Source organism: Brevundimonas sp. P7753, assembly GCF_013386595.1.
GTDB classification, from domain to species: domain Bacteria; phylum Pseudomonadota; class Alphaproteobacteria; order Caulobacterales; family Caulobacteraceae; genus Brevundimonas; species Brevundimonas bullata.
In genome coordinates, this window is record NZ_JACARP010000025.1 from 23,155 (window position 1) to 46,667 (window position 23,513).

The following is a 23,513-nucleotide window of genomic DNA, read 5'->3' on the forward strand; positions in this document are numbered from 1 at the left end:
TATTCTTTTTGGGCCTACCACCCTTCGGGCTACTTGAGGCCGTTCGCGCTCAAGTCGGCCGTGACCGTGTCACGGCCATAGCGCACTCAGATGCCTTCTATTCCCGGCTGCCGCCCATGAAGGCCAGCAGGAACTGGAACAGGTTCACGAAGTTGATGAACAGGCTCAGGGCGCCGAAGCCCGTGGCCACGCCCATGGCTTCCTGATTACCGCCGAGCGCGTAGTAGGTCATCTTCAGGCGCTGGGTGTCATAGGCGATCAGACCCGAGAAGATCAGGACGCCGAGGCCCGAGATGATCAGGTACATCGTGCCCGACTGCATGAAGATGTTGACGATCGAGGCGATGACCAGGCCGATCACGCCCATGATCAGGAAGCTGCCCATGGCGGTCAGGTCCTTCTTGGTGGTGTAGCCGACCAGGCTGAGACCCGCGAAGGCCGCCGCCGTGACGAAGAAGGTCGAGGCCAGCGAACCGCCGGTGTAGCGCAGGAACAGGACGCCCAGGCCCGCGCCGATGGTCGAAACCACGGCCCAGTAGAGCATGTTCACGCCCTTTGCCGTCGGGTTCTTCATGAAGAACATCGAACCGAACAGCATGACCAGGGGCGAGAACTGGATGATCATCCCCAGCAGGGTCAGGCCGATGCGGCCGTCGTCGGTGCGGGCGAACAGCAGCTGCTGCACGGCGGGCACGTTGCCGGTGATGTAGGCCAGGGCGCCGGCGACCACGAGGCCGAGGGCCAGCTTGTTGTAAACGCCCAGCATGAAGGCGCGCAGACCGGCGTCGACGGACATGTCCGCCGACTGCGGAAGCGGGCGCGCATAACCGTTGTTGAAGTCGCTCATCGCGAAAGAAGTCTCCCATTTGGACGGCAAGCGCCGACCTTGGCTGGAAATATCGTGACGGACGGGCCGCCTTGCAAGGAAAACCCGTCTTCCGAACTGACGTTCCGCCCGCTACCAAGGGTCGCATGTTGCGCCTGTTCACCGCCATTTCGATCCCGGAAGACATCGCCGAGACGCTTCAGCGCCGTCAATCCGGCCTTCCCGGCGCCCGCTGGCGGCCGCTGGACGCCCTGCACGTCACCCTGGCCTTCTATGGCGAGGCGTCGGAGCGCACGGCTGACGATCTGGCCTCGGAGTTGAGCCGCGCTGAGGGCGGCGGGGCGTTTGAACTGACGTTGAACGGCGTCGGGGCCTTCGGCGACGCCCACCGCACCCATACCCTGTGGGCCGGGCTGGAGCGGTCGGAGCCGCTGAGCGTCCTGGCCGGGCGTTGCCGCGCGGCGGGCGAGCGCGCGGGCGTGCCGCCGGAGAAGCGCGAATATCGGCCCCACGTGACCCTGGCCTATCTGAAGCCCCAGACGAACCCGGACCGCGTGGGGGCCTGGATCAGCGGCCACAACCTGCTGAAGTCGCCGCCGATCCGGGTGGATCGCTTCGGCCTCTATTCCAGCGTCCTGACCGGCGACGGCAGCGTCTATACTTTGGAACGGGAGTATCTGTTGTGATTGCGCGTCCGACCTCGCCTCTAGGGCCGACGCTGGAGACCGAGCGCCTTTTCCTGCGCCCGCCGACGCTGGAGGACTTCCCGCGCTGGGCCGACTTCATGAGCGACGCGGAGACGACCCGCTTCATCGGCGGGGTGCAGTCGAAGCACGAGGTCTGGCGCGCCATGGCTTCGGTCGCCGGCATGTGGGCTCTGCACGGCGAGGGCATGTTCTCGCTGATCGAGAAGACGACCGGCGACTGGATGGGCCGCATCGGGCCGCTCCACCCCTATGACTGGCCGGGCCGCGAGGTGGGCTGGAGCCTGCATCGCGACGCCACAGGCAAGGGCTATGCGGTCGAGGCTGCGGCGGCGACCATGGACTATGCCTTCGATGTGCTGGACTGGCCCGACGTGATCCACTGCATCGACCCGGAAAATCTGGCGTCGGAAAAGGTGGCCCGGCGTCTCGGCTCGACCAATCGCGGGCTGGGGGCCATGCCGCCGCCGTTCCAGCATCACCCCGTCAACCTGTGGGGCCAGACGCGCGAGGCATGGCGGACCAACCGCGCGCGTCTGTAGCCGATAGGTCATCCGAAGCCCGGCGTCGGGCGTATGGGTCTTGTCGGGACTTTCGGAGGACGCCGCATGAGACACCGCACCTTGAGCCCCCTGGCGCCGCTGGTCGTCGGCCTCAGTCTGTTCGCCGGCCCTGCCCTGGCCCAGGCCGAGGCGGTGGATCTGAACCGCTTCGACGGGCGCTGGTTCGAGATCGTGCGCAATCCCAATGATGTCCAGAAGGACTGCAGCCGCGCCCAGATCGACTTTACGCCTGAGGGGCAGACCGGACGCTACGCCCTGGCCGTGACCTGCACCCGGCGGCCGGGCGGACAGATCGAGACCCTGCGCGCCGCCGCCCGCGTCACCGACGCCTCGACCAACGCCAAGTTCCGTTTCACCTTGAGGGGGCTGCTCGGCTTTGGCGGTCTGGCGGGTCAGAACTATTGGGTCTGGGACCATGCGCCCGACTACAGCTGGGTCATCATGGGCCTGCCGAACAAGTCGAACTGGTGGATATGGCACCGCAGCCAGAGCCCGTCCGAGGCCACGCGGACGCGGCTGATCGCACGGGCGCGGGAACTGGGCTTCAGCGGCCAGCAGGTTCACACTGGGCGCTGACGGCGCCGCTTGCGATAAGAACATAGGCGGAACATAAAGTCGGTATGACCGCCTCCGCCCTGCATCTCGAACTGGTTTTCAGTCGTCCAGAAACGACCCTGTCGGTCACGCGCGGGGCGGCGCGGCTGATGCTGGACATGGGCTATGCGCCCCTGCTGGAGGTCTGTCTGCCCAACGGTCGGCGCGCCGATGTCATGGCCCTGGGGTCGAAGGGCGATATCGTCATCTGCGAGGTGAAGTCGGGGATCGACGACTATCGCGTCGATCGCAAATGGCAGGAGTATGGGCCTTTCTGCGACGCCTTCTACTTCGCCGTCGCGCCGGAGTTTCCGCAATCCGTCCTGCCCGAGGCGCCGGGCCTGATCGTCGCCGACGGCTTCGGCGGGGCGGTGGTCCGGGACGCACCCGCCACGCCCCTGGCCCCAGCGCGCAGGAAGGCGCTGACGCTGGCCTTCGCCCGGTTGGGGGCGCTCAGAACCATGCGGGACTGATTTTCCACCCTGTTCGCGGAGCGAATGGGGAGGTGGATCGGCGGCCCAGCCGACGAGACGGAGGGGGCGACACCCCGGCGACCGTCTGCGCGCCCCCTCCACTGCGTGGTCCCCCTTCCCACAGGGTGGGGAGGAAAGGCTTAGCGAGGCGCGCGCTTCGCCAGAATTCGCTGCAAGGTCCTGCGGTGCATGCCCAGGCGGCGGGCGGTTTCCGAAACATTGTGGTCGCACAGCTCATAGACGCGCTGGATATGCTCCCAGCGCACCCGGTCGGCGCTCATCGGGTTTTCCGGCGGTTCGGGGGCTTCGCCGACCGAGAGCAGGGCCTTGACCACGTCGTCGGCGTCGGCGGGCTTTTGCATGTAATCCACGGCGCCTGCCTTGACCGCCGCGACGGCGGTGGCGATGGCGCCGTATCCGGTCAGCATGACGATGCGGGCGTCCTCGCGGCGCTCGCGGATGGCCTCGACCACCTTCAGGCCGTTGCCGTCCTCCAGCCGCATGTCCAGCACGGCGAAGGCGGGGACCGAGACACGCAGGGCGTCGCCGGCCTCGGCCACCGAACCCGCCAGGGTCACCTCGAAGCCGCGGGCTTCCAGCGCCCGACCGAGGCGGGTGCGCAGCGCCGCGTCGTCGTCCAGCAGCAGCAGGGTCTTGTCGGCGAGGGTGGCGATACGGGCTTCGAGTTCGGACATTCGGTTCTCCTGACGCTCAGGTCGTGCGTCTGCGCCGCATGGTCAAGGTTTTAGCTCCTGACTGCGACATCAGGTTCCATCCGCCACGCGGGGCTCCAGCGCCGGATCGGCGACTTCCAGGGCCTGTCGCGGCCAGCGGATGGTGACGCGCGCGCCCTTGGGTTGGCCCTTTTCGCCGTCGCCGGCGCCGACCGAGACCTTGCCGCCGCTGCGCTCCAGCAGGGTGCGGGCGATGAAGAAGCCCAGGCCCATGCCGCCCTGGCTGGGGGCGATGGGGGCGGTGATCGGCGGCGGCGCGGCCTTGCGGCCCTTGCGCGGCGCGTTCGAGGCGGCGGCGATCTGGGCCGCCAGGGCCCGACGCGCCTTGGTCTGGGGGCGGCTGGTCACATAGGGTTCGCCCAGGCGCGGCAGGATTTCAGAGGCGAAGCCGGGTCCGTCGTCGACAATGTCGATCTCGATCCACCCGGCGTCGACGATGGCGGTGACACGCACCCGGCTGTGGGCGAAGTCAGCGGCGTTCTCGATCAGGGTCGACAGGCCGTGGATGACCTCGGGCAGACGGTGGACGCGCGGCACGGGCTGGCCGGGCGGGGCCTTGATCGCGGTCTGGAAGTCCAGATCAAAGCCACGGTGCGGCTCGACCACCTCTTCCAGCAGGGCCTTCAGGTCGATGTCGGCGTAGAGGGCGTCGCCCTCCTCGGGCTGGGCCGACAACTGTTTCAGGATGTCGCGGCAGCGTTCGGCCTGTTGCAGCATCAGGGCCGCGTCCTCGGCGACCGGGCTGTCCGGCGGCGAGGCGCGCAGCAGTTCCTTGGCCACCACCTGGATGGTCGCCAGCGGCGTGCCCAGCTCATGGGCGGCGGCGGCGGCCAGACCGCCCAGCGCTGCCAGCCTCTGTTCGCGTTGCAGCACGTCCTGGGTGGTGGCCAGGGCCAGCTCCAGCTTCTCGGCGTCGGCGGCCACCTTCCAGGCGTAGCCCGAGGTGAACAGGACGCCGGTGGCCAGGGCCAGGCCCATGCCGAAGCGATAGAGGGGCGGCAGGACCAGATGCTCATGCATCCGCCAGGGCAGAGGCAGGGACCAGGAGAAGAGCACCGCAAGGGCGATCAGGGCCATGACGCCCAGCACCAGGGCCTGACGCGAGGGCAGGGAGGCCGCCGCGATGGTCACGGGCGCGACCAGCAGCAGGCAGAAGGGATTGTCGAGGCCCCCGGTCAGGGCCAGCAGGGTGGCGAGTTGCAGGATGTCGAAGCCCAGCTGCGTCGCCGTCTGCAGACCGTTGGGCAGACTGCCGTCGACGCGGCGCGCCCGCGCCATGGTGGCCAGGTTCATCGCCACCCCGGCCCCGATGGTCAGCAGGCACTCCCACAGCGGCAGGGGGAAGTGCAGGGCGAAATAGGCGGTCAGGATGGCGCAGGTCTGACCGACCACGGCCAGCCAGCGCAGCACGATCAGGGTGCGAAGCGAAAGGCCGCGCCCGCGCCGGGGCCGCTCGCGCAGGGCCTCCATGGCGCCGGGATGGCCCGCGACCTTTACGGCCTGCGACAGGGAGGGGGCTTCTGTGCTGCTCACGCCTCTTCTATAGACCGCGACGCTGGCGGCTGCACACCCGTCGCCAGACCTTGAGGAGAAGTCGATGCCGCGTCGTCCCGTCGTTCTGTTCGCCGCCGCCTGTGCGGTCATCGCCCTGGCCCTGGGCCTGATCACCATGGTCGTGGTCAAGGGACGCGAGCAGTCCGCTCAGATTGCAGCTGAGACCGGCACCGGCCAGCCGACCGTCGGCGGTCCCTTCACCCTGACCAATCAGGACGGACAGGTGGTCGATCAGTCGATCCTGAAGGACAAGTGGACCCTGGTCTTCTTCGGCTTCACCTACTGCCCCGACTACTGCCCGACGACGCTCGGCGTTCTGAATGCGGTGCAGCAGCGGATGGGGGACAAGGCCAAGGACCTTCAGATCGTCTTCGTCAGCATCGATCCCGAGCGCGACACGCCCAAGTTGCTGAAGGATTATCTGTCGTCGGACGGCTTCCCGGACGGCGTCATCGGCCTGACCGGCACGCAGGAGCAGACGGCTGAGGTCGCCAAGGCCTACCGCGCCTTCTACCAGAAGGTCGGCGAGGGCGAGGGCTACACGATGAACCACAGCCTGACCGTCTATCTGATGGGGCCTGACGGCCAGTTCCGCAGCGCCGTGGCCCATGACCTGGGGCCGGACAAGACCGCCAAGCTGATCGAGCGGGCCATGGAGCGCGGCTGATCACCTTTCCCTGATCGGGCGCGGCCTTGGTCCACTTTGCGCCGAGATGCGTTATATGCTGCACTGCCACATCGGCGGGGGCCGCATTCGGGGTTTCATGCTCTACGCATTTCACGAGCTCGCCTATCATTCGGCGACGCCGTTTCGGATCGGGGCCCAGATGGCCCGGTCGTTCTGGACGTCGCCTTTCAATCCGGCCTCGGACACGGCCATCGGTCGCACGGCCTACGCCTCGGCCGAGGTGTTCGAGAGCCTGACGCGCCGCTACGGCAAGCCCGGCTGGGGCTTGGAGACCATCGACATCGACGGCCATGTCGTGCGCACGACGGAGCAGGTCGTCTGGTCATCCCCCTGGTGTCGGCTGGTCCGGTTCAAGCGCGACGCAGGCGATCTGAAGAAGGCGGGCAAGGCGCTTGAGGCGCCCGCCGTCCTGATCGTCGCTCCCCTGTCGGGTCACTACGCCACCCTGCTGCGCGGCACAGTCGAGGGCTTCCTCCAGGACCACGACGTCTATGTCGCCGACTGGGAGAACGCCCGTCAGGTGCCGGTGCTGGAAGGCCGCTTCGACTTCTACGACTACATCGATCACGTCCGGGCCATGCTGACGGCCATCGGCCCGCGCGCCCACGTCGTCGGCGTCTGCCAGCCGGGACCGCCGGTGCTCGCGGCCTGCGCCGTCATGGCGGCAGAGAACGACCCGAACCGGCCCGCCTCCATGACCTTCATGGGCTCGCCCATCGACGCCCGCCTGTCGCCGACGGTGACGAACCAGCTGGCCGAGGCCAAGCCCTTCGCCTGGTTCAAGTCGAACATGATCCACACCGTGCCCTGGCCCTATCCGGGCTTTGGCCGGCGGGTCTATCCGGGCTTCGTCCAGCTCTACAGCTTCATGTCGATGAACGAGGACAAGCACGTCGACGCCCATCGCCGCTATTTCGAGGACCTGGTCAGCGGCGACGGCGACGGAGTGGACAAGCACGAGCAGTTCTATGACGAGTATCTGTCGGTGCTGGACCTGACCGAGGAATTCTATCTCCAGACCATCGACATCGTCTTCCAGCAGCATCTGCTGGCGCGCGGCCTGCTGGAGCACAGGGGCAAGCGTGTGGATCTGTCGGCCATCACCGACATCGGCCTGGCCACGGTCGAGGGCGAAAAGGATGACATTTCCGGCGTGGGTCAGACCCAGGCCGCGCATGGCCTGACGCCCAACATCCCCGATGAGCGCCGCCTGCTCTACGTCCAGCCGGGCGTGGGCCACTACGGGGTCTTCAACGGCCGCCGCTTCCGCGACGAGATCTATCCGCGCGTGCGCGACTTCATCGCCCAGAACGAGTCCTTGTGTGCAGTACCGGAACGGTCAGCGGCTGCCGCTTGAGGGCGGGGGCGCCCTTCGCCTCTCGGTGAACCCGCGCGCCCGAAGGCTATCGATCCGCATTGACGCGCGCGCCGGCGAAGCCGTGGCCGTGGCGCCGTCCGAGCGGCGCTTGAGCGAGGTCGTGGCCTTCGCCCGCACCAAGTCGGAATGGATCGCTGACCGGCTGGCCGCAAGGGTCGCGGGTTCGCCGCTGGAGCCCGGCGCGACGGTTTCCTGGCTGGGACGCAGCGTGCGGCTGGAGGCCGTCGGCGGGGCCGGTGCGGCGCGTCTGGTCGAGACGCCGGACGGGCCGGTGATCCGCTCGGGCGGCGAGGGCGAGGCCTTCTCGCGTCGGGTCGAGAACTGGTTCAAGCGGGCGGCGCGCACCTTTCTGGTCGAGCGCACCGAGGTTCATCTGAGGACGCTAGGCCAAAGGCCGGTCAAGGTGTCGATCGTCGACACCCGCTCGCGCTGGGGTTCGTGCAGCCCGCATAACCGCTCGATCCGCTACAGCTGGCGCGTGATCATGGCCCCGTCCGAGGTGGCTGACTACCTGGCCGCGCACGAGGTCGCCCATCTGGTCCACGCCGACCACAGCCCGGCCTACTGGGCGGTGGTGCACCGACTGGTCGGGGATCATCGCCCGTTCCGCCAGTGGCTGCGCGACCACGGCGCGGCGCTGCACGCCGTGGGGCGCTGAGGCTCTCAACTCTTTCGTCATCCTCCGGCAAGCGGCGCCCGAAGGGCGAAAAACCAAGCGCGTCGCTGAGAGTTCGCCTTCGGCGCTGTTGGGTTCCCCGATCTCCGCTTCGCTTCGTCGGAGAATGACAAAAACAACAGCTGGTTGCTCCTCCGCTTAGAAGAACACCGCCTCGGGCTTCTTGTCGCTGCGCGGGGCTTCTTTGGTGGATGGTTGGGGCGAGGTCGGGCGGATGATCGGCTGATCATTGGGCAGGGGCGCGGGCGTCGGCAGCGGCTGGCCGTCGACGATGGCCGGGCCAGGCTCGCCCTCCAGCGGCTGGGCATAGGGGTCCTCGACCTGACCCATCATGTCGCCGACCGGATCGGGGGCGACCCAGCCCTCGGGCAGGGGCGGGCCGTTAGGGATGGGCTGGACCGCCAGCTTGGGCAGGGCGGCCTCCATGAAGCCGCGCCAGATGGCGGCGGGCGAGGAGCCGCCGGTGACGCCGCGCATGGCCTTGTTGTCGTCCTTGCCGACCCAGACGGCGGCGACGAAACCGCCGGTGTAGCCGACGAACCAGGCGTCCTTGTAGTCCGAGGTGGTGCCGGTCTTGCCGGCGATGTCGCGCCCGCTGATGGCGGCGGAACGGCCGCTGCCCGAGGTGATCACGCCGCGCAGCATCTGGTTCATGTAGTAGAGCGACGGGTTGTTGATCGCCTGACCGTTCTCGCCCGTGCCGTGCTGATAGATGACGCGGCCCGAGGGGGTGCGGATGCGGCTGATGCCATAGGCCTCGACCCGCTTGCCGCCGTTGGCGAAGGCGTCATAGGCCTGGGCCATCTCCAGCGGGCTGACCTCGACGGCGCCCAAGGCCATGGAGGGCTGCAGACCGATCTCGCTGGTGATGCCCAGACGCCGCGCGGCGCGGGCCACGGAATCGCGGCCGACCTGATCGGCGACATAGGCGGCCACCGTATTGGTCGACTGGGCCACGGCCTGAGCCAAGGTCATCTGGCCCGAGAAATTGCCGGAATAGTTGCGCGGCGACCAGCCGCCGATGGTCACGGGCTGGTCCACGACGGGGGTGGTCGGGGTGTAGCCGGCCTCGACCGCCGCCAGATAGACGAAGGGCTTCCACGCCGAGCCGGCCTGACGGCGGGCGTCGACGGCGCGGTTGAACTGGCTGTCGGCATAGGAGCCGCCGCCGATCATGGCGCGGACCCGACCCTCGCCGTCCAGGGCGACCAGGGCCGCCTGTTCGACCCCACGGCCCTTGTCGCGATCCAGGATGCGGCGCACGGCGCGCTCGGCGTCGGTCTGCAGCGTCAGGTCGAGGGTGGTCTCGACCACCATGTCCTCGGTCGGTTCGCCGACCAGGCCGCGGATCTGCTTGTCCAGCCAGTCGATGAAGTACTGGGCGTGCTGGCTGGCCAGGGTGCGCGAGACGCGGACCGGCTCGGCCACGGCGGCGTCGCGCTGGGCCGGGGTGATGACGCCGGCCTCGACCATTTCATTGAGGACGACGGTGGCGCGGGTGGCGGCGCGCTCGCTCTCGGACACGGGAGAATAGCGCGACGGGGCCTTGAGCAGGCCGGCCAGCAGGGCGGATTCGCCCACCGTCAGCTTGTCCGCGCTCTTGTCGAAATAGCGCTGCGAGGCCGCCTCGATGCCATAGGCGCCGGCGCCGAAATAGACCCGGTTCAGATAGAGGGCGAGGATCTCTTTCTTGGTGAATTTCAGTTCCAGCCAGACGGCCAGCATCAGCTCCTGAACCTTGCGCTTCAGGTTCTGGTCGGGCGTCAGGAACAGGTTCTTGGCCAGCTGCTGGGTGATGGTCGAACCGCCCTGGACCACGCGTCCGGCCTTGAGGTTCAGGGCCATGGCCCGGCTCATGCCGATGGGGTCGAAACCGGGGTGGTGATAGAAGCGCCGGTCCTCGATGGCGATGAAGGCGGCGGGGACATAGTCGGGCAGGGCGTCCAGATCGACCGGCGGCGCCATCTGGGTGCCGCGCACCGCGATCAGGGCGCCCGAGCGGTCCAGATAGGTGATTGAGGGCTGACGCTCGACGTCATAGAGGGTCGAGGTGTCCGGCAGGTCGCGCGCGAAGACGGCGAAGAAGACGACGGCGAAGATCAGGCCCCAGACGGCCAGCACCGCGCCCCAGTAGAGGAGGTTGCCGAGGAAGGAGCGACGCGGCTTCTTGCCGCCGCCCTGCTCATTGCGGTCCGGTCCGCCGTCTTTACGCGCCATGAAAGTCCCTTTTGCAGCGGCGTGACCCTAGAGCGAAATCCGTCGGGACGCGACAGCGTCCAAACTCAGATATTCGCGCCAGCAAGATGCCGGGTCACGCCGCCGCAGAAAACGCCGTCGTTTCTAATCACAGGAGCGTGAGGACCTATTTCGCCGAAAGAAAGGCGTCGAGATCACCGTAAAACGCCTGGGGTTGGTCCAGCATGATGAAGTGGGCGCTGTCGTCGATGCGCTTCAGTTTCGCCCCCGGCAGGGTCGCGAACGACATCTGATAGATGGCGTCGGTGATGGGGTCGGTCATGCGCGGATCGTTGAACTTCACATAGAGGACTTCGACCGGGGCGGTGATCTTGGACAGTTCGGGGCGCAGGTCTGTAACGATCAGTTCGCGGAAGGCGGAGGCCGATACTTGCTGGTCGCTGGTTTCAGTGTCCTGCAACGGGCCGGAGCGGGCGGCCTCGGTCTTGATCATGCCGGTGACGGCGGCCTTGGCCTGGGTCAGGTACTGGTCGCGGGGCGCGGTCGACTGGGCGGTGAAGACCTGATCGGCGACAGGGACGACGCTTTCCGCCGTGGTTCCGGGCGGGCCGAACATGGCGCCCATGAAGGGGATCATGTCCACGACCATCAGCCGGCCGACCAGATCGGGATGCCGCGCGGCCAGCATCATGCCCATGGTCCCGCCCATCGAGTGGCCGACGACGGCGGGCTTGTTCAGGCCGTTTTCGCGGATATAGCGGGCGATTTCTTCGGCCACCGGGGCGGCGACGGGGCCGGTGGCATTGGCCTTGGCGGGGGCGCCGGCGAAGCCCTGAACATGGATGCGGTGAACCCGCCAGCCCACGCCGTCCTGCGCGATCAGGTGATCCACGGTGCCCTGCCAGATCTCGGGCGAGGAACTGAGGCCGGGAATGAGGATGATGTCGCGACCATCCGTGTCGCCGTCGACCGCGACATGGATGCGGTCGGACGCGAAGGCGGCGTGGGCATGGCCCTCGGCGTGGTTGACGTGGCCGTCCTGAGCCAGAGCGGGTCCGCCCAGCAAGACGGCGGCGGACAAGGCGATGCAGGCGGTTCGGATCATGGCGTCTCTTCCGGAGATTTTGACCCAGATTAATTCATCGAGCGAGGAAGGGAATGGGCTTTGGACGGGCGGCGGTCCCTGCTGCTAGATAGCGGCCATGACCGCTGACGCTGCTTCCTCCTCCGCGACCACTCCCGAGGCCAAGGCGCCGCCGACCGCCTTCGGCAAGGGCTTCGTGCGCGACGCCTGGTATTTCGTCGCCCTGGCGCGCGACGTGCCGGTCGCCAACCTGAAGCGCTATGAGGTGATGGACGAGCCGGTCCTGATCGGCCGGACGCGCGCGGGGGACGTCTACGCCATGCGCGACATCTGCCCCCATCGCGCCGCGCCCCTGTCGGCCGGGCGTCTGGTCGAGAAGCCGGGCGAGGGCGAGACGATCGAGTGCCCCTATCACGGCTGGCGCTTCCGTCCCGACGGCGTCTGCGCCGCCATCCCGTCCCTGGTCGAGGATCAGGCCTTTGAGGCCAACCGCATCCGCGTGCGGTCCTATCCGGTGCGCGAGAGTCAGGGTCTGGTCTTTGTCTGGATGGCCGCGGACGCCCGCGCCCCGTCCGAGCCCGACCACGAGCCGCCGCTCTTCCCCGGGGCCGAGGGCGAGGTGAAGCTGGTCGAGGCCATGGATTTCGACAGCCATATCGATCACGCCGTCATCGGCCTGATGGACCCGGCGCACGGCCCCTTCGTCCATCAGCAGTGGTGGTGGCGCTCCGAACACTCGATGCACGAAAAGGCCAAGACCTTTGCGCCGCGCGACTATGGCTGGGCCATGGTGCGCCACGCCCCGTCGTCGAACAGCCGCCTCTACAAGATCCTGGGCGGGGCGCCGGCGACCGAGATCACCTTCCGCCTGCCCGGCTATCGCTGGGAGCATATCCAGGTGGGCGCCAAGCAGGTGCTGGCCCTGACCTGCCTGACGCCGGTGACGGAAACGAAGACGCGCATCACCCAGATCTTCTGGTCCGACCACTGGGTGTTCAACGTCGCCAAGCCCTTCCTGCGGATGGGCGTCGTCGCCTTCCTGAAGCAGGACGGCGGCATGGTGAACCTGCAGAACGAGGGGCTAAAGTACGACCCGGCCCTGATCTGGATCGACGACGCCGACAAACAGGCCAAGTGGTACCAGCAGCTCAAGCGCGAATGGATCAAGAGCCGCGCCGAAGGCCGCAGCTTCATCAATCCCATCAAGGAAGTGGTCTTGAGGTGGAAGAGCTGATTGGAGGGCTGCCACGGTCGGCCCGCTCCAAGCTTGAAGCCAAGAAAAAGGCCTCTCCCGCGCTGGGAGAGGCCTTTTTTGTTCGGCGGTCAGGGGCGCGCATCGGCCCCCGTCGACTACTGCCGCGCCAGCTGGCTGGACAGGATCAGGTCCAACTGCTTGCGGATGTGCGGCGTCAGTTCCTCAATGCCCCAGTTGTCGTAGGCGGCGTAGCGGAAGTTGGCGATGAAGGTGTCCCAGATCATCCGGCCCAGCACCAGTTGGTCCAGGTCCTGACGCAGTTCGCCTTCGCGGATGCCGGCTTGCAGCACGGCGATGACGGCTTCGATGATCGGCTTGACGAAGGTGCGCGAACGCTCGTCGGCGGCTTCCGGCTGGAACCAGGAGCGAGCGATCATGGCCTGCATCAGCGGCAGGTGCTCCAGCGAGCGGTGGTAGCCGGCGGTCAGGCCCTCGGCCAGGCGCTCGGCGACGCGGCCTTCATGTCCGGCGGCGGTCTGGATGTCCTGCAGGAGGCCGGCCATTTCTTCGGCGAAGACGCACTCGAACAGTTCGGCCTTGTCCTGGAAGTTGGCGAAGACCGCGCCGGTCGACATTCCGGCGCCTTTTGCGATGTCTCGGATGGTGGCGGCGTCGTATCCGCGCTCGGCGAACAGGGCGCGCGCGGCGTCCAGCACCTTCTGGCGCGTGCGGATCTTGGCGGCCTGACGACGGTTCAGGCGGGGTTGGCCCTCGGTGTCGGCGACTTCGGGGGCGGACGAAATGGTCTCACGCATCAGGAAAATACTCTGGCTCGGGAAGGGCTTACGCCCGCCGGTCGTGAAGGACGCCAGCCGCAGCGAACCTGATCCGGCGCCGCCTCGGCGTGGACCACGATAAGACGACAACGAGCGTCCCGTGGGGGGAGGTGAACTTTCATCACCGAACATTGACCAAAATGGGTCGCGAACCGATCTCAAATCTTGCTTAAGCTTGGCCGTAAGGTCAATCCGCATAAGGGTTTTTACGTAGTTTACGTACTGGTGTTCGGTGGCGGCGGCGACGAACGGACGCTGCGGAACGCCCGCGCGGGGCGGACGCCGCGACCATCCGGCGCCGCCGCCTGAAAGGCCTTGCGGAAGCCGTCGCGACGCTCGTGGATCGAGGCCAGCACAAGCCCCATGGGTACGCCGAGATCGACCAGGGTGTTTTCGGCCAGCTGAAGGCTGGCCTCGGTGGTCTCTGGCACGGCGTCGGTGACGCCCAAGGCGTAGAGGCGCGCGGCGTGATGATCGTCGCGAGCGCGGGCGATCAGGATCAGGTCGGGCCGCAGGGCGCGGGCGGTCTTCACCACCTCATCGACTTTGGTCGGGCTATCCATGGTGACGATCAGGGCGCGGGCCGATTCCAGGCCGCAGGCGCTCAGCATGTCGGGCCGCGCGGCGTCGCCGTAATAGACCTCATGGCCTTCGGCGCGACCGGACCGGACCGAGGCGGGATCGGCGTCCAGGGCGACGAACTTCTGATCATGTTCGACCAGCAGTTCGCCGATCAGCCGCCCGACCCGTCCGAAGCCGACGATCAGCACGGCGCCGTCGGGGGTGGGGACGTCGGCGCTGGGGCTCAGGCCTTGGGTCTCGACGTCGGCGGGGGGCGCGGCCTGTCGGGTCAAGGCGCGCGCCAGGACCGCCAGCAGGGGCACTGTGAACATGCTGAGGGTCGCGGCCAGCATGGCCTTGCGCGTCAGTTCCGGCGAGGCCAGGCCCTCGACCAGGCCGGTGGACAGGATGACGAAGGCGAACTCGCCCGCCGGGCCCAGCACCAGGGCGGTCTCGATGGCCGATCGCGCGGCCAGACCCCAGGCGCGGGCCAGGATGAAGATGATCAGGGCCTTCAACACGATCAGCCCGCCCGCCAGCCCGAGGACCGTGGTCGGGTCGGCCGCGACGGCGTCGAGGTCCAGACCGATGCCGACGCCGATGAAGAAGACGCCCAGCAGCAGGCCCTTGAACGGGTCGATGGCCACCTCGACCTCGCGCCGGAACTCGGTTTCGGCCAGGAGCACCCCGGCGACCAAGGCGCCCAGGCTCATCGACAGGCCGACCGCCTGAGCCGTCAGGCCGGAGACGACGACGACCAGCAGGCTGGCGGCGACGAACAGTTCGCGCCCCTCGCCGCGATGCTGGGCCCGGGCGACCGACCGGAACATGGGGCGCAAGACCAGCCGTCCCAGCAGCACCATCAGGAACAGGCCGCCGGCCGCCGGCAGCAGGGTGAAGAGCGCGCGCCCCAGCTCGGCGGGCTCGACGGAAGCCCCGCTCTGAGCCAGGGCGGCTAGGACGGTGACGGTGATCAGGATGGGGGCGACGGCCACATCCTGCGCCAGCAGAACGGCGAAGGTGGCGCGCCCGGTCTCGCTGTTGATCCGGCCTTGGGCCGCCAGCACCGGCATGACCACGGCGGTCGAGGACAGGGCCAGGCCCATGCCCAGCACCGCCGCGCCCGCCAGAGACTGGCCCAGGGCCATGAAGACGACGGCGATGGCGAGGGTGCAGACGGCGACCTGAAGCATGCCCAGGCCGAAGACCAGCCGCCGCATGGCCCTCAGACGTTCCCACGACAGCTCCAGCCCGATCATGAACAGCAGGAAGGCGACGCCCAGTTCCGACAGCTGGCGGATCTGGGCCTGGTCGCCGATGGTCAGCCAGCTGAGCCAGCCGTGGCTCTGGGCGAACCGGCCCAGGCCGTCGGGCCCCAGCAGGACGCCGGCCGCCAGAAAGCCCAGCACGGGGCTGATCTTGAGGCGGTTGAACAGGGGGACGACGACCCCCGCAGCGGCCAGGAAGACCACCAGATCCCGATACTCGCCGCCGTGCGTTTCGCCCATCGATCCTCCGTAGCGCCGCACTGTGACCCAGACGATCACGTTCTGGCGAGAGCGCTCGCGTCTTTCATGAACTTTTTTTAAGACGCGACGGCGCTCACGGCGGGGCTAGGGTCCGCGCCGAACCTGAGCACGGGTTAGTCGAGGGAATTGCTTATGAAGAAACTGCTGATCGGGGCCGCTGTCGGCGCCCTGCTCCTGCCGGCCGGCATGGCGGCGGCGCAAGACGGTCACGACCACGCCTGCGTGGACGAGAGCTGCACGGTCGTGGAGCTGTTCCACGGCGCCTCGGCGCCCGAAGGCGGGGCCGCGCCGGCCGGCTGGGTCGGCACGGACGCGCCCAAGTATGGCGACTGGGGCTTCGACCTGTCGGGTCGCGACACCTCGGTGTCGCCGGGCGACAGCTTCTTCCGCTACGCCAACGGGGCGGCCTTGGACAAGCTGGAGATCCCGTCGGACCGCACCTCCTACGGCTCCTTCCCGTTGCTGCGCGAACTGTCGGATAACCGCATGAAGGCCCTGATCCAGGACCTGGTCGCCCGCAAGGACCTGACGCCCGGTTCGGATGAGGCCAAGATCGCCGACGCCTATCGCAGCTACATCGACGAGGCGCGCATCGAGCAACTCGACGCCCAGCCGCTGCAGCCCTATCTCGCCGCCATCCGCGCCGCTGATACGCACGAAAAGATCGCCGCCTACATGGGGCAGACCCAGGGCCGCGTCGGCTCGTCCTTCTTCGGCACCGGCATCACCATCGATCAGAAGCAGCCGACTCGTTACGTCGTCTCGGCGGGTCAGTCGGGCATCGGCCTGCCCAACCGCGACTACTATCTGGACGCCCGCTTTGCGGACAAGAAGGAGAAGTACCAGGCCTATATCGAGCGGATGCTGACCAATATCGGCTGGGCTGATCCCGCCGGTCACGCCGCCGCTATCGTGGCGCTGGAAACCAAGATCGCCGAGGCCCACTGGACCCCGATCGAGAACCGCAACCGCGACAAGACCTACAACGAATACACCATCCAGACCCTGGCCGCCGAAGCTCCTGGTTTCGACTGGAACGGCTACTTCAACGCTGCGGGCCTAGGCTCGATCGATCGCCTGATCGTGCGCCAGAACACCGCCATGCCCAAGATCGCCGCCATCTTCGCCGAGGCGCCGATCGACACCCTGCAGGCCTGGCAGGCCTTCCACACGACCGATGACGCCGCCTCGACCCTGTCGAAGCGCTTCTCGGACGCCCAGTGGGAGTTCCGTTCGCGCGACCTGTCGGGCCAGCCCGAGCAGCGCAGCCGCGAAAAGCGCGCCATCAGCTTTGCTGAAGGTTCGCTGGGCGAAGCTGCTGGCCGTCTCTATGTCGCCGAATACTTCCCGGCCGAGTCCAAGGCCAAGATGGAAGAGCTGGTCGCCAACCTGCGCACCGCCCTGTCGCACCGCATCGACAACCTGACCTGGATGGGGACGGAAACGAAGGCGGCGGCCCAGGAGAAGCTGCGCAAGTTTACGGTCAAGATCGGCTACCCGGAGACGTGGCGCGACTATTCCGCCCTGGAGGTCCGCGCCGACGACCTGTTCGGCAATACCCAGCGTCTGGGCCAGTTCCAGTGGAACTATCAGCTGAACCGCCTGAACCAGCCGGTCGACAAGGCCGAGTGGGGCATGACCCCGCAGACGGTCAACGCCTACTACAACTCCGCCAATAACGAGATCGTCTTCCCGGCGGCCATCCTGCAGCCGCCCTTCTTCGATCCGAACGCGGACCCGGCGGTCAACTACGGCGGCATCGGCGGCGTCATCGGCCACGAGATCGGCCACGGCTTCGACGACCAGGGCTCCAAGTCCGACGGCGACGGCGTGCTGCGCAACTGGTGGACCGATGAGGACAAGGCCAATTTCCAGGCCCTGACCACGCGACTGGGCGCCCAGTACGACGCCTATGAGCCGCTGCCGGGCTTCCATGTTCAGGGCGGCCTGACCATGGGCGAGAACATCGGCGACGCCGCCGGCACGGCGGTCGGTCTTGAGGCCTATCACCTGTCGCTGGCCGGCAAGCCCGCGCCGGTGATCGACGGCGTGACCGGCGACCAGCGCTTCTTCTACGGCTGGGCCCAGGTCTGGCAGTCGAAGTACCGTGAGGACGCGCTGAAGAATCAGATCGCCACCGATCCGCACAGCCCGGCCGAGTTCCGCGTCATCGGCCCGGTGCGCAACGTGGACGCCTGGTACGAGGCTTTCGGCGTCAAGCCGGGCGACAAGTACTACCTCGCGCCCGAAGACCGCGTCCGCATCTGGTAGAGGCGACGCCTGACGAATGAAGAGGGCCGGGGCGGCGACGCTCCGGCCCTTTTTCATGGCTGAGGCGCGGCTTGCTCTATCGAACAGGCTTCGAGAATGGTTCTGTGAAAGTCAGGCGCACGGGCCGATATTCCGAGCTTCAGGCATGAAAAAGCCCGCTGCGGGGGATACATCGCAGCGGGCTTTATCGCTCTCTAAGGAGCGGACGTTTCCTCCCCGAAACGCCTTCAAGTTGTCGCTGCGTTTGACCGCTGCGCCTCTTGAGTGAGACCAAATGACGCGAACTCAGGGTTCAAGTCAATCAATGCAAACGTCAAAAAGCAGCCATTTGTGACTAAACATCGATAACCCATGTTGAGAGCGCGGGTTTAATCGAAGCTTATTCGATAATGGCGCGAACCGTTGTGACCAGTTCGCTGCGGGCCACTTTCTGCTGGCCTGGGCGTTCGGCCTTCCAGGCTTCGTTGTCGGCGATGGCGGCGGCGCGGGCGCGCCCGGCGTCCAGATCCTTGATGGTCACTTCGCCCGCAGCCAGTTCGTCGCCGCCCAGGATGACCACGGCGGGCGAGCCGCGACGGTCGGCGTACTTCATCTGCGCCTTCATGCCGGCGCGACCCAGATAGAGCTCGGCGGCGATCCCGGCGGCGCGCAGTTCCGACACCGCGTCGAGATAGTGCTGCATGTCGTCCTCGGAGAAGACGATGACCACGACGGGGCCGCGCGTGGCGTCGTCGGCGCCGCGACCGGCGGCGCGCAGGGCCGAGGCCAGACGCGAGACGCCGAAGGAGAAGCCGGTGGCGGGTACGGACTGGCCGGTGAAGCGGGCTACCAGGTCGTCATAGCGACCGCCGCCGCCGATGGAGCCGAAGCGTACGGCCCTGCCCTTGTCGTCCTTGGTGTCCAGCAGCAGCTCGGCCTCGAACACGGCGCCGGTGTAGTATTCCAGCCCGCGCACGATGGTCGGGTCGAACTTCACCTCGGCCTCGCCGACGCGCATGGCGGTCAGAGCGCGGTCGATGGCGGACAGCTCGGCCAGGGCGGCCTCGCCCGCCGCGCCCAAGGCGGCTCCCGCATTCGCCACGGCGTCCAGAACGCCCGCGCGGCTCAGGCCGGGCGTCTCGGCCGAGACGAGGAAGGCCTCGACCGCGCCGATGACGGCGGCGGGCAGGCGGGCGCCCTTGGTGTAGTCGCCGGACTCGTCCAGGCGGCCTTCGCCCAGCAGGGCGCGCACGCCCTCCAGGCCCAGGCGATCGTACTTGTCGACGGCGCGAAGCGCAGTCAGGCGCTGCACCGCGTCGGTCACGCCGCCGGCGTCGAACAGGCCGTCGAACAGCTTGCGGTTGGAGACGCGGATCACCGACTGGCCGTCGCCTAGACCGGCGGCGCGCAGGCCCTCGCAGCCCATGGCGATGATCTCTGCGTCGGCTTCAGGACGGTCTGAACCGACGGTGTCGGCGTCGCACTGCCAGAACTCGCGGAAGCGGCCGGGGCCGGGCTTCTCGTTGCGCCAGACCGGACCATAGGCATAGCGGCGGAACGGCTTGGGCAGGGTTTCCCAGTTCTGGGCCGCGAAGCGGGCCAGGGGGGCGGTATGGTCATAGCGCAGGGCCATCCACTCGCCCGGCTCGTCCGACCCGGCGTCGTCCTGAAGCGCGAAGACGCCCTCGTTGGGACGGTCGGCGTCCGGCAGGAACTTGCCCAGGGCGTCGGCGTATTCAAACGCCGGGGTCTCCAGCGGCTCGAAGCCCCAGCGCTCGTAGACCTCGGATACGCGCGCGACGATGCGGCGTTCGGCGGTCAGGTCGCGGCCGCGGCGGTCGGCGAACCCCCGGGGGGCGCGGGCTTCGGGGCGGATGGGGGCTTCGTCGGTCATGCCGCGCGATTAAGCCATCGGCGGACCGGCTGCAACTTCCCGACCCGTGGCTTCAGGTCTCGCGGCGCAAGGGCAGGTCGTGACCATAGCTGAGGCGGCGCCACAGCCACTCCAGCGGCCCCATGCGGAACCGGCTCAGCCACAGTGGCGACCAGATCAGTTGCAGGGCCCAAACGGCGACGACGATGCCCAACTGGCCCGGATAATCGATCTGTCCCATCAGGCGCAGCCCCCACGGCATGTAGAAGAGGGTGCTCATGATCATGGTCTGGCTCAGGTAGTTGGTGAAGGCCATCCGCCCGACCGGCGCGAAGATGCGCCGCACCCAGCCGACGCCTCGCGAGGTCAGCAGGATCAGGCCGCTGGCGTAGGCCAGGGTGATGAATATCGGATAGGAGGCGACGACATTGGCCCAGCCCTGCGTGGCTTCAACGCCGGGGCCTGCCGTGATCTCGCGCCACTCCAGCACGCCCAGCAGCGCCAGCACCGCAGCGCCGACGGCGATGAGGATGAGATAGACGCGGGTCGGCATGCGGCCGTGGAAGAAGCCGGCCTTGAAGAGGCCCATGCCCAGCATCATCAGCGGGATGGTGGCCAAGACATAGACGAACAGGCTGGCGCTTTGCAGGATGCCCCAGGCCTTCAGGTTCTCGATCAGGCCTGCCGGCCAGCCGCTGCGATAGGCGGCGATGCTGGCGGCGACGGCGCCGTCCGCGAGGCGCATGGACTCGTCGCCGAGGGCCTCGGTCAGACCGGAGGGACCATTGACCGCCATCCACTGAGTACCGGCTTGAAGCGTGGCCAGCGCCAGGGTGGCGCCGATCCCGAACAGGATCAGGGGGCGCGCCGGCATGGAGCGCATCAGCATCACGAATAGCCCGGACCATGCATAGAGCAGCAGGACGTCGCCGTACCAGAAGGCCAGGCCGTGGATCAGGCCGAACAGGCCCAGCCATATCAGGCGTCGGCGCAGCACCCGCCCGCCCGACTCGTCCCTGCGCTCGCCGCCGACCAGAAAGATCGACACGCCGAACAGCATGGAGAACAGGGTGATGAACTTCTGATGGAAGAAGACCTCGACCAGCCAATGGGCCGCAGCCGACGCGCCGACCAGGGGGAAGGGCGACTGCTCGGGCGACATCGCCGCCGACATGGGCAGGGCGAAGGCGGCGGCGTTGACGGCCAGGATGCCGAGCACGGCGACGCCGCGCAGCACGTCCAGCGTATGAATGCGCGCGCCCGTCTCTACGGGTTGCAGGATGGTCTGGTCGGCCATGGCGTCTTCGCTCCCCGTATCAAGGCGAGGCTTACGCGGGCCCGCCCGCCCTCGGCACCTTAAATCCGCGTAATGTCAGCCGGCGCCGTTCTGCATCAGACCCATGCGGTCCTTGACCACCGGCGCGGGGGCGAAGGCGATGAAGGCCACGCACAGCCCGGCCCACAGGGCGTAGCTGACGCCCACCAGCACCGCCAGCGGCAGGCCGGCGACGCCGAAGATCAGCAAGGTGGTCTCCAGCGCGCCCAGTCCCTGCATCAGGCTCTGCGAGGCGATCACCGACAACAGGGACATGACCACGGCGATCAGGATCTGCACAGCGGCGGCCAGCAGTCCGCCGAAGACCATGAAGCGGCAGACAACGCCCAGCCGCGTCGAGGGGCGCCCGACCTGCGCATGGGTCTGGCGCAGCATCCACAGGCCGACGGGCGCGGCGATCAGGCCCAGCACCAGCAGCACCAGCCGCCAGTCGGTATCGACGCCCGAGGCCCAGTTCTCGGGCGGCCAGATGGCCAGGGTGATGATCAGCGGCGGCCAGGCGGCGGCGGCCAGAGACGCCAGTACGGTCCGCTGCGTCGAACGCTGCGGCGCGACGCGCTTGAGGCCCGGCAGGTCCTCGATCCGGTCGAGGCGCGACATCAGCGGGTCGGCGCCGGCACGGGGCCGGAATAGTCGTAGAAGCCGCGCCCGCTCTTCTTGCCCAGCCAGCCGGCCTCGACATACTTCACCAGCAGCGGGCAGGGGCGGTACTTGCTGTCGGCCAAGCCGTCATACAACACGTTCATGATGGCCAGGACCACGTCCAGACCCATGAAGTCCGCCAGTTCCAGCGGCCCCATCGGGTGGTTGGCGCCCAGCTTCAGCGCCTTGTCGATGGAGGCGACGTTGCCGACGCCTTCGTACAGGACATAGATGGCCTCGTTCATCATCGGCACCAAAATGCGGTTGACGATGAAGGCGGGGAAGTCCTCGGACTCGGTGGTGATCTTGCCCAGGCTCTCGGCGAAGGCGACGGCGGCCTCATAGGTGGCGGCCGAGGTGGCGATGCCGCGCACGATCTCGACCAGCTTCATCACCGGCGCCGGCTTCATGAAGTGCAGGCCGATGAAGCGGTCGGGCCGGTCCGTGACCGAGGCCAGGCGGGTGATCGAAATGGACGAGGTGTTGGAGGCCAGCAGGGTCTCGGGACGCAGGTGGGGCAGCAGGCCGACGAAGACGGACTTCTTGACCGCCTCGTCCTCGGACGCCGCCTCGATGATCAGATCCGCCTGGGCGGCTTCGGCGAGAGAGGCGACGGGCCGGATGCGCGCCAGGGCGGCGTCGGCCTCGGCCGAGGTCATCAGGCCGCGCCCGACGCGCCGCGCCAGACTGGCCGCGATCTCGCCCTGGGCCAGAGGAATGCGCTCGGCCGACAGGTCGTAAAGCCGCACGTCGTAGCCGCCGGTCGACACCGCCTGAGCAATGCCCGAACCCATTTGCCCGGCGCCGATAACGGCGACTGTCCTGATCGTGGTCATAGATACGCGCAATCTGCGGCCCCGCAGGGACCAATCGCGGGCACCTTAGGAGCCCGCCCGCCGCGCGCAAGGGGCGGAATGAGGCGGGATTGCGATTCCTGACCGCCCGTGTCCCCGCCCCAACGTTTCAGATCAGTAGGCGCCGACCAGGCCCAGCGCCGCCACGTGCAGCGGCGGCAGAAGATAGCCCTGCACGCCCTGGATGATCAGCAGGGCCACGATCGGCGTCAGGTCCATGCCGCCCAACGGCGGAATGACCCGGCGCAGCGGCGCCAGAACCGGCGAGGTGAACCGATCCAGAAACTCGGCCACCTGGGCCACGAAGCGGTTGCGGTAGTTGATGACGTCGAAGGCGAACAGCCAGCTCAGGATCGCATTGGCGATGATGGCGAACAGCAGCAGCTGCAGCAGCGCGCCGATCAGAAAGAAGATGAAGCCGATGACGCCGGCGCCGATGCCCATGAGCGAATTCCTGTGAAACCTGTTCGCTTCTAGCGGCGCGGCCGCCGAACGCCAAGGTTTCGTCCGCGACCCGTTGACACTCCCCCGACGCCCCGCTTATCTCCGCCCCTGCCTGTCGGTCGGGGCCGTAGCTCAGTTGGTAGAGCGCGTCGTTCGCAATGACGAGGTCAGGGGTTCGACTCCCCTCGGCTCCACCAAATCCTTGCTCCACAAGGGTTTGGACAGGATCAGGCGAGAAAACTGACACCACGCTGTGTCACTCGGTCCCACACCGACCGTCGAAAAAGCGTTCCTCTATAGTCGGTTCAGCTTCCCAAGCCTGTAGCACCACCTCGGCGCACACACCGTCCAAAAGGCCCCTTCAACCGTCTCCACGGTCCCCAGATGCTGGGCGGCGACAAACGTCTGGCCTCATCGTTCGTGGATCGACCTACTACCTTCGACTTCGTGTTCCCCGGTCGTTGGTCACGATTGTCGGCAAGACCCACGTCGTAAAATCTCTCGGGACAGGCTACCGAGCCGA

At 67.6% G+C, this 23,513-nt stretch carries 22 protein-coding genes and 1 tRNA gene; 11 read left to right on the plus strand and 12 right to left on the minus strand.

Going from position 1 to position 23,513, the window contains the following annotated elements; all coding sequences use genetic code 11:
* Positions 1-97: 97 nt before the first annotated feature.
* The gene (locus tag HX774_RS06090; RefSeq protein ID WP_114818307.1) at positions 98-847 is read right to left on the minus strand and encodes a Bax inhibitor-1/YccA family protein; all 750 of its coding nucleotides are present in this window, start codon (positions 845-847) and stop codon (positions 98-100) included.
* Between the two features lie 125 nt (positions 848-972).
* Between HX774_RS06090 and thpR the strand changes: the two genes are divergently transcribed.
* The 4 genes from thpR to mmcB all read left to right on the plus strand — a co-directional run bounded on the left by thpR (position 973) and on the right by mmcB (position 3,160).
* The gene (gene thpR / locus HX774_RS06095) at positions 973-1,512 is read left to right on the plus strand and encodes an RNA 2',3'-cyclic phosphodiesterase (RefSeq protein WP_178825183.1); all 540 of its coding nucleotides are present in this window, start codon (positions 973-975) and stop codon (positions 1,510-1,512) included.
* Positions 1,509-2,072, plus strand: a complete 564-nt coding sequence (locus HX774_RS06100; RefSeq protein WP_178825185.1) for a GNAT family N-acetyltransferase — start codon at positions 1,509-1,511, stop codon at positions 2,070-2,072. Before thpR ends, HX774_RS06100 begins: the two co-directional genes overlap by 4 nt.
* A 66-nt stretch (positions 2,073-2,138) precedes the next feature.
* Positions 2,139-2,669 carry a lipocalin family protein gene (locus HX774_RS06105; RefSeq protein WP_178825187.1) on the plus strand — a complete coding sequence of 177 codons (531 nt, stop codon included), beginning with the start codon at positions 2,139-2,141 and terminating at the stop codon, positions 2,667-2,669.
* Positions 2,670-2,713: 44 nt separating this feature from the next.
* The gene (gene mmcB / locus HX774_RS06110; RefSeq protein ID WP_178825189.1) at positions 2,714-3,160 is read left to right on the plus strand and encodes a DNA repair putative endonuclease MmcB; all 447 of its coding nucleotides are present in this window, start codon (positions 2,714-2,716) and stop codon (positions 3,158-3,160) included.
* A gap of 140 nt (positions 3,161-3,300) precedes the next feature.
* On the opposite strand, the gene HX774_RS06115 is transcribed toward mmcB, so the two are convergent.
* Both HX774_RS06115 and HX774_RS06120 read right to left on the minus strand, forming a co-directional pair.
* Complete coding sequence (locus HX774_RS06115; RefSeq protein WP_178825191.1) at positions 3,301-3,855, minus strand: ActR/PrrA/RegA family redox response regulator transcription factor; 555 nt, start codon at positions 3,853-3,855, stop codon at positions 3,301-3,303.
* 69 nt (positions 3,856-3,924) lie between these two features.
* The gene (locus HX774_RS06120; RefSeq protein ID WP_370523354.1) at positions 3,925-5,427 is read right to left on the minus strand and encodes an ActS/PrrB/RegB family redox-sensitive histidine kinase; all 1,503 of its coding nucleotides are present in this window, start codon (positions 5,425-5,427) and stop codon (positions 3,925-3,927) included.
* A gap of 64 nt (positions 5,428-5,491) precedes the next feature.
* Here HX774_RS06120 and HX774_RS06125 point away from each other — a divergent pair, with 64 nt between their 5' ends.
* The 3 genes from HX774_RS06125 (at position 5,492) to HX774_RS06135 (ending at position 8,172) form a co-directional block, all read left to right on the plus strand.
* Entirely contained in the window at positions 5,492-6,115 is a 624-nt protein-coding gene (locus HX774_RS06125; protein WP_178825193.1) for an SCO family protein, read from the plus strand.
* 97 nt (positions 6,116-6,212) lie between these two features.
* On the plus strand, positions 6,213-7,493 hold the full coding sequence (locus HX774_RS06130; protein ID WP_178825220.1) for a polyhydroxyalkanoate depolymerase: 1,281 nt from the start codon (positions 6,213-6,215) through the stop codon (positions 7,491-7,493).
* A complete protein-coding gene (locus tag HX774_RS06135) occupies positions 7,459-8,172 on the plus strand; it encodes a SprT family zinc-dependent metalloprotease (protein WP_178825195.1) in 714 nt (237 codons plus the stop codon). Before HX774_RS06130 ends, HX774_RS06135 begins: the two co-directional genes overlap by 35 nt.
* A 156-nt stretch (positions 8,173-8,328) precedes the next feature.
* On the opposite strand, the gene HX774_RS06140 is transcribed toward HX774_RS06135, so the two are convergent.
* A complete protein-coding gene (locus HX774_RS06140) occupies positions 8,329-10,407 on the minus strand; it encodes a transglycosylase domain-containing protein (protein ID WP_178825197.1) in 2,079 nt (692 codons plus the stop codon).
* Positions 10,408-10,552: 145 nt separating this feature from the next.
* Positions 10,553-11,491 carry an alpha/beta fold hydrolase gene (locus tag HX774_RS06145; RefSeq protein ID WP_178825199.1) on the minus strand — a complete coding sequence of 313 codons (939 nt, stop codon included), beginning with the start codon at positions 11,489-11,491 and terminating at the stop codon, positions 10,553-10,555.
* A gap of 97 nt (positions 11,492-11,588) precedes the next feature.
* Here HX774_RS06145 and HX774_RS06150 point away from each other — a divergent pair, with 97 nt between their 5' ends.
* Positions 11,589-12,704 (plus strand): aromatic ring-hydroxylating dioxygenase subunit alpha, encoded by a 1,116-nt coding sequence (locus tag HX774_RS06150; RefSeq protein ID WP_178825201.1) that lies wholly within the window; start codon positions 11,589-11,591, stop codon positions 12,702-12,704.
* A 116-nt stretch (positions 12,705-12,820) separates the two neighbouring features.
* Here the strand turns inward: HX774_RS06150 and HX774_RS06155 are convergent, their stop codons facing one another.
* The gene (locus HX774_RS06155) at positions 12,821-13,480 is read right to left on the minus strand and encodes a TetR/AcrR family transcriptional regulator (protein WP_178825203.1); all 660 of its coding nucleotides are present in this window, start codon (positions 13,478-13,480) and stop codon (positions 12,821-12,823) included.
* Positions 13,481-13,716: 236 nt separating this feature from the next.
* Complete coding sequence (locus HX774_RS06160) at positions 13,717-15,570, minus strand: cation:proton antiporter (protein ID WP_178825205.1); 1,854 nt, start codon at positions 15,568-15,570, stop codon at positions 13,717-13,719.
* Between the two features lie 153 nt (positions 15,571-15,723).
* Between HX774_RS06160 and HX774_RS06165 the strand changes: the two genes are divergently transcribed.
* Positions 15,724-17,862: a M13 family metallopeptidase gene (locus tag HX774_RS06165; protein WP_178825207.1), complete on the plus strand. Its 2,139-nt coding sequence runs from the start codon at positions 15,724-15,726 to the stop codon at positions 17,860-17,862.
* Between the two features lie 379 nt (positions 17,863-18,241).
* Here HX774_RS06165 and hisS read toward each other — a convergent pair whose 3' ends face one another.
* From hisS to HX774_RS06190, 5 genes are all read right to left on the minus strand, one after another.
* Complete coding sequence (gene hisS, locus HX774_RS06170) at positions 18,242-19,735, minus strand: histidine--tRNA ligase (RefSeq protein ID WP_178825210.1); 1,494 nt, start codon at positions 19,733-19,735, stop codon at positions 18,242-18,244.
* A gap of 52 nt (positions 19,736-19,787) precedes the next feature.
* Positions 19,788-21,011 (minus strand): DUF418 domain-containing protein, encoded by a 1,224-nt coding sequence (locus HX774_RS06175; RefSeq protein ID WP_178825212.1) that lies wholly within the window; start codon positions 21,009-21,011, stop codon positions 19,788-19,790.
* A 75-nt stretch (positions 21,012-21,086) separates the two neighbouring features.
* The gene (locus HX774_RS06180) at positions 21,087-21,650 is read right to left on the minus strand and encodes a hypothetical protein (RefSeq protein WP_114818322.1); all 564 of its coding nucleotides are present in this window, start codon (positions 21,648-21,650) and stop codon (positions 21,087-21,089) included.
* The gene (locus HX774_RS06185; protein ID WP_178825214.1) at positions 21,650-22,528 is read right to left on the minus strand and encodes a 3-hydroxybutyryl-CoA dehydrogenase; all 879 of its coding nucleotides are present in this window, start codon (positions 22,526-22,528) and stop codon (positions 21,650-21,652) included. The genes HX774_RS06180 and HX774_RS06185 overlap by 1 nt, the downstream gene beginning before the upstream one ends.
* Before the next feature lie 132 nt (positions 22,529-22,660).
* Entirely contained in the window at positions 22,661-22,990 is a 330-nt protein-coding gene (locus HX774_RS06190) for a YggT family protein (protein ID WP_178825216.1), read from the minus strand.
* Between the two features lie 121 nt (positions 22,991-23,111).
* On the opposite strand from HX774_RS06190, the gene HX774_RS06195 reads away from it, so the two are divergent.
* Positions 23,112-23,187: transfer RNA gene (locus HX774_RS06195), tRNA-Ala, on the plus strand.
* The coding region (locus tag HX774_RS20380; protein ID WP_370523357.1) for a DUF6538 domain-containing protein at positions 23,149-23,513 on the plus strand (365 nt) is incomplete at its 3' end. The genes HX774_RS06195 and HX774_RS20380, both read left to right, overlap by 39 nt.

Excerpts from the sequence above, each read along its gene's own strand:
- HX774_RS06155 (WP_178825203.1), bottom strand. The coding sequence starts at position 13,480 with ATGCGTGAGACCATTTCGTCCGCCCCCGAAGTCGCCGACACCGAGGGC.
- HX774_RS06150 (WP_178825201.1), top strand. The coding sequence starts at position 11,589 with ATGACCGCTGACGCTGCTTCCTCCTCCGCGACCACTCCCGAGGCCAAG.
- HX774_RS06160 (WP_178825205.1), bottom strand. The coding sequence starts at position 15,570 with ATGGGCGAAACGCACGGCGGCGAGTATCGGGATCTGGTGGTCTTCCTG.
- HX774_RS06175 (WP_178825212.1), bottom strand. The coding sequence starts at position 21,011 with ATGGCCGACCAGACCATCCTGCAACCCGTAGAGACGGGCGCGCGCATT.
- HX774_RS06190 (WP_178825216.1), bottom strand. The coding sequence starts at position 22,990 with ATGGGCATCGGCGCCGGCGTCATCGGCTTCATCTTCTTTCTGATCGGC.
- HX774_RS06180 (WP_114818322.1), bottom strand. The coding sequence starts at position 21,650 with ATGTCGCGCCTCGACCGGATCGAGGACCTGCCGGGCCTCAAGCGCGTC.
- HX774_RS06125 (WP_178825193.1), top strand. The coding sequence starts at position 5,492 with ATGCCGCGTCGTCCCGTCGTTCTGTTCGCCGCCGCCTGTGCGGTCATC.
- hisS (WP_178825210.1), bottom strand. The coding sequence starts at position 19,735 with ATGACCGACGAAGCCCCCATCCGCCCCGAAGCCCGCGCCCCCCGGGGG.
- HX774_RS06140 (WP_178825197.1), bottom strand. The coding sequence starts at position 10,407 with ATGGCGCGTAAAGACGGCGGACCGGACCGCAATGAGCAGGGCGGCGGC.
- HX774_RS06105 (WP_178825187.1), top strand. The coding sequence starts at position 2,139 with ATGAGACACCGCACCTTGAGCCCCCTGGCGCCGCTGGTCGTCGGCCTC.
- HX774_RS06165 (WP_178825207.1), top strand. The coding sequence starts at position 15,724 with ATGAAGAAACTGCTGATCGGGGCCGCTGTCGGCGCCCTGCTCCTGCCG.
- HX774_RS06130 (WP_178825220.1), top strand. The coding sequence starts at position 6,213 with ATGCTCTACGCATTTCACGAGCTCGCCTATCATTCGGCGACGCCGTTT.
- HX774_RS06090 (WP_114818307.1), bottom strand. The coding sequence starts at position 847 with ATGAGCGACTTCAACAACGGTTATGCGCGCCCGCTTCCGCAGTCGGCG.
- HX774_RS06145 (WP_178825199.1), bottom strand. The coding sequence starts at position 11,491 with ATGATCCGAACCGCCTGCATCGCCTTGTCCGCCGCCGTCTTGCTGGGC.
- HX774_RS06185 (WP_178825214.1), bottom strand. The coding sequence starts at position 22,528 with ATGACCACGATCAGGACAGTCGCCGTTATCGGCGCCGGGCAAATGGGT.
- mmcB (WP_178825189.1), top strand. The coding sequence starts at position 2,714 with ATGACCGCCTCCGCCCTGCATCTCGAACTGGTTTTCAGTCGTCCAGAA.
- thpR (WP_178825183.1), top strand. The coding sequence starts at position 973 with ATGTTGCGCCTGTTCACCGCCATTTCGATCCCGGAAGACATCGCCGAG.
- HX774_RS06115 (WP_178825191.1), bottom strand. The coding sequence starts at position 3,855 with ATGTCCGAACTCGAAGCCCGTATCGCCACCCTCGCCGACAAGACCCTG.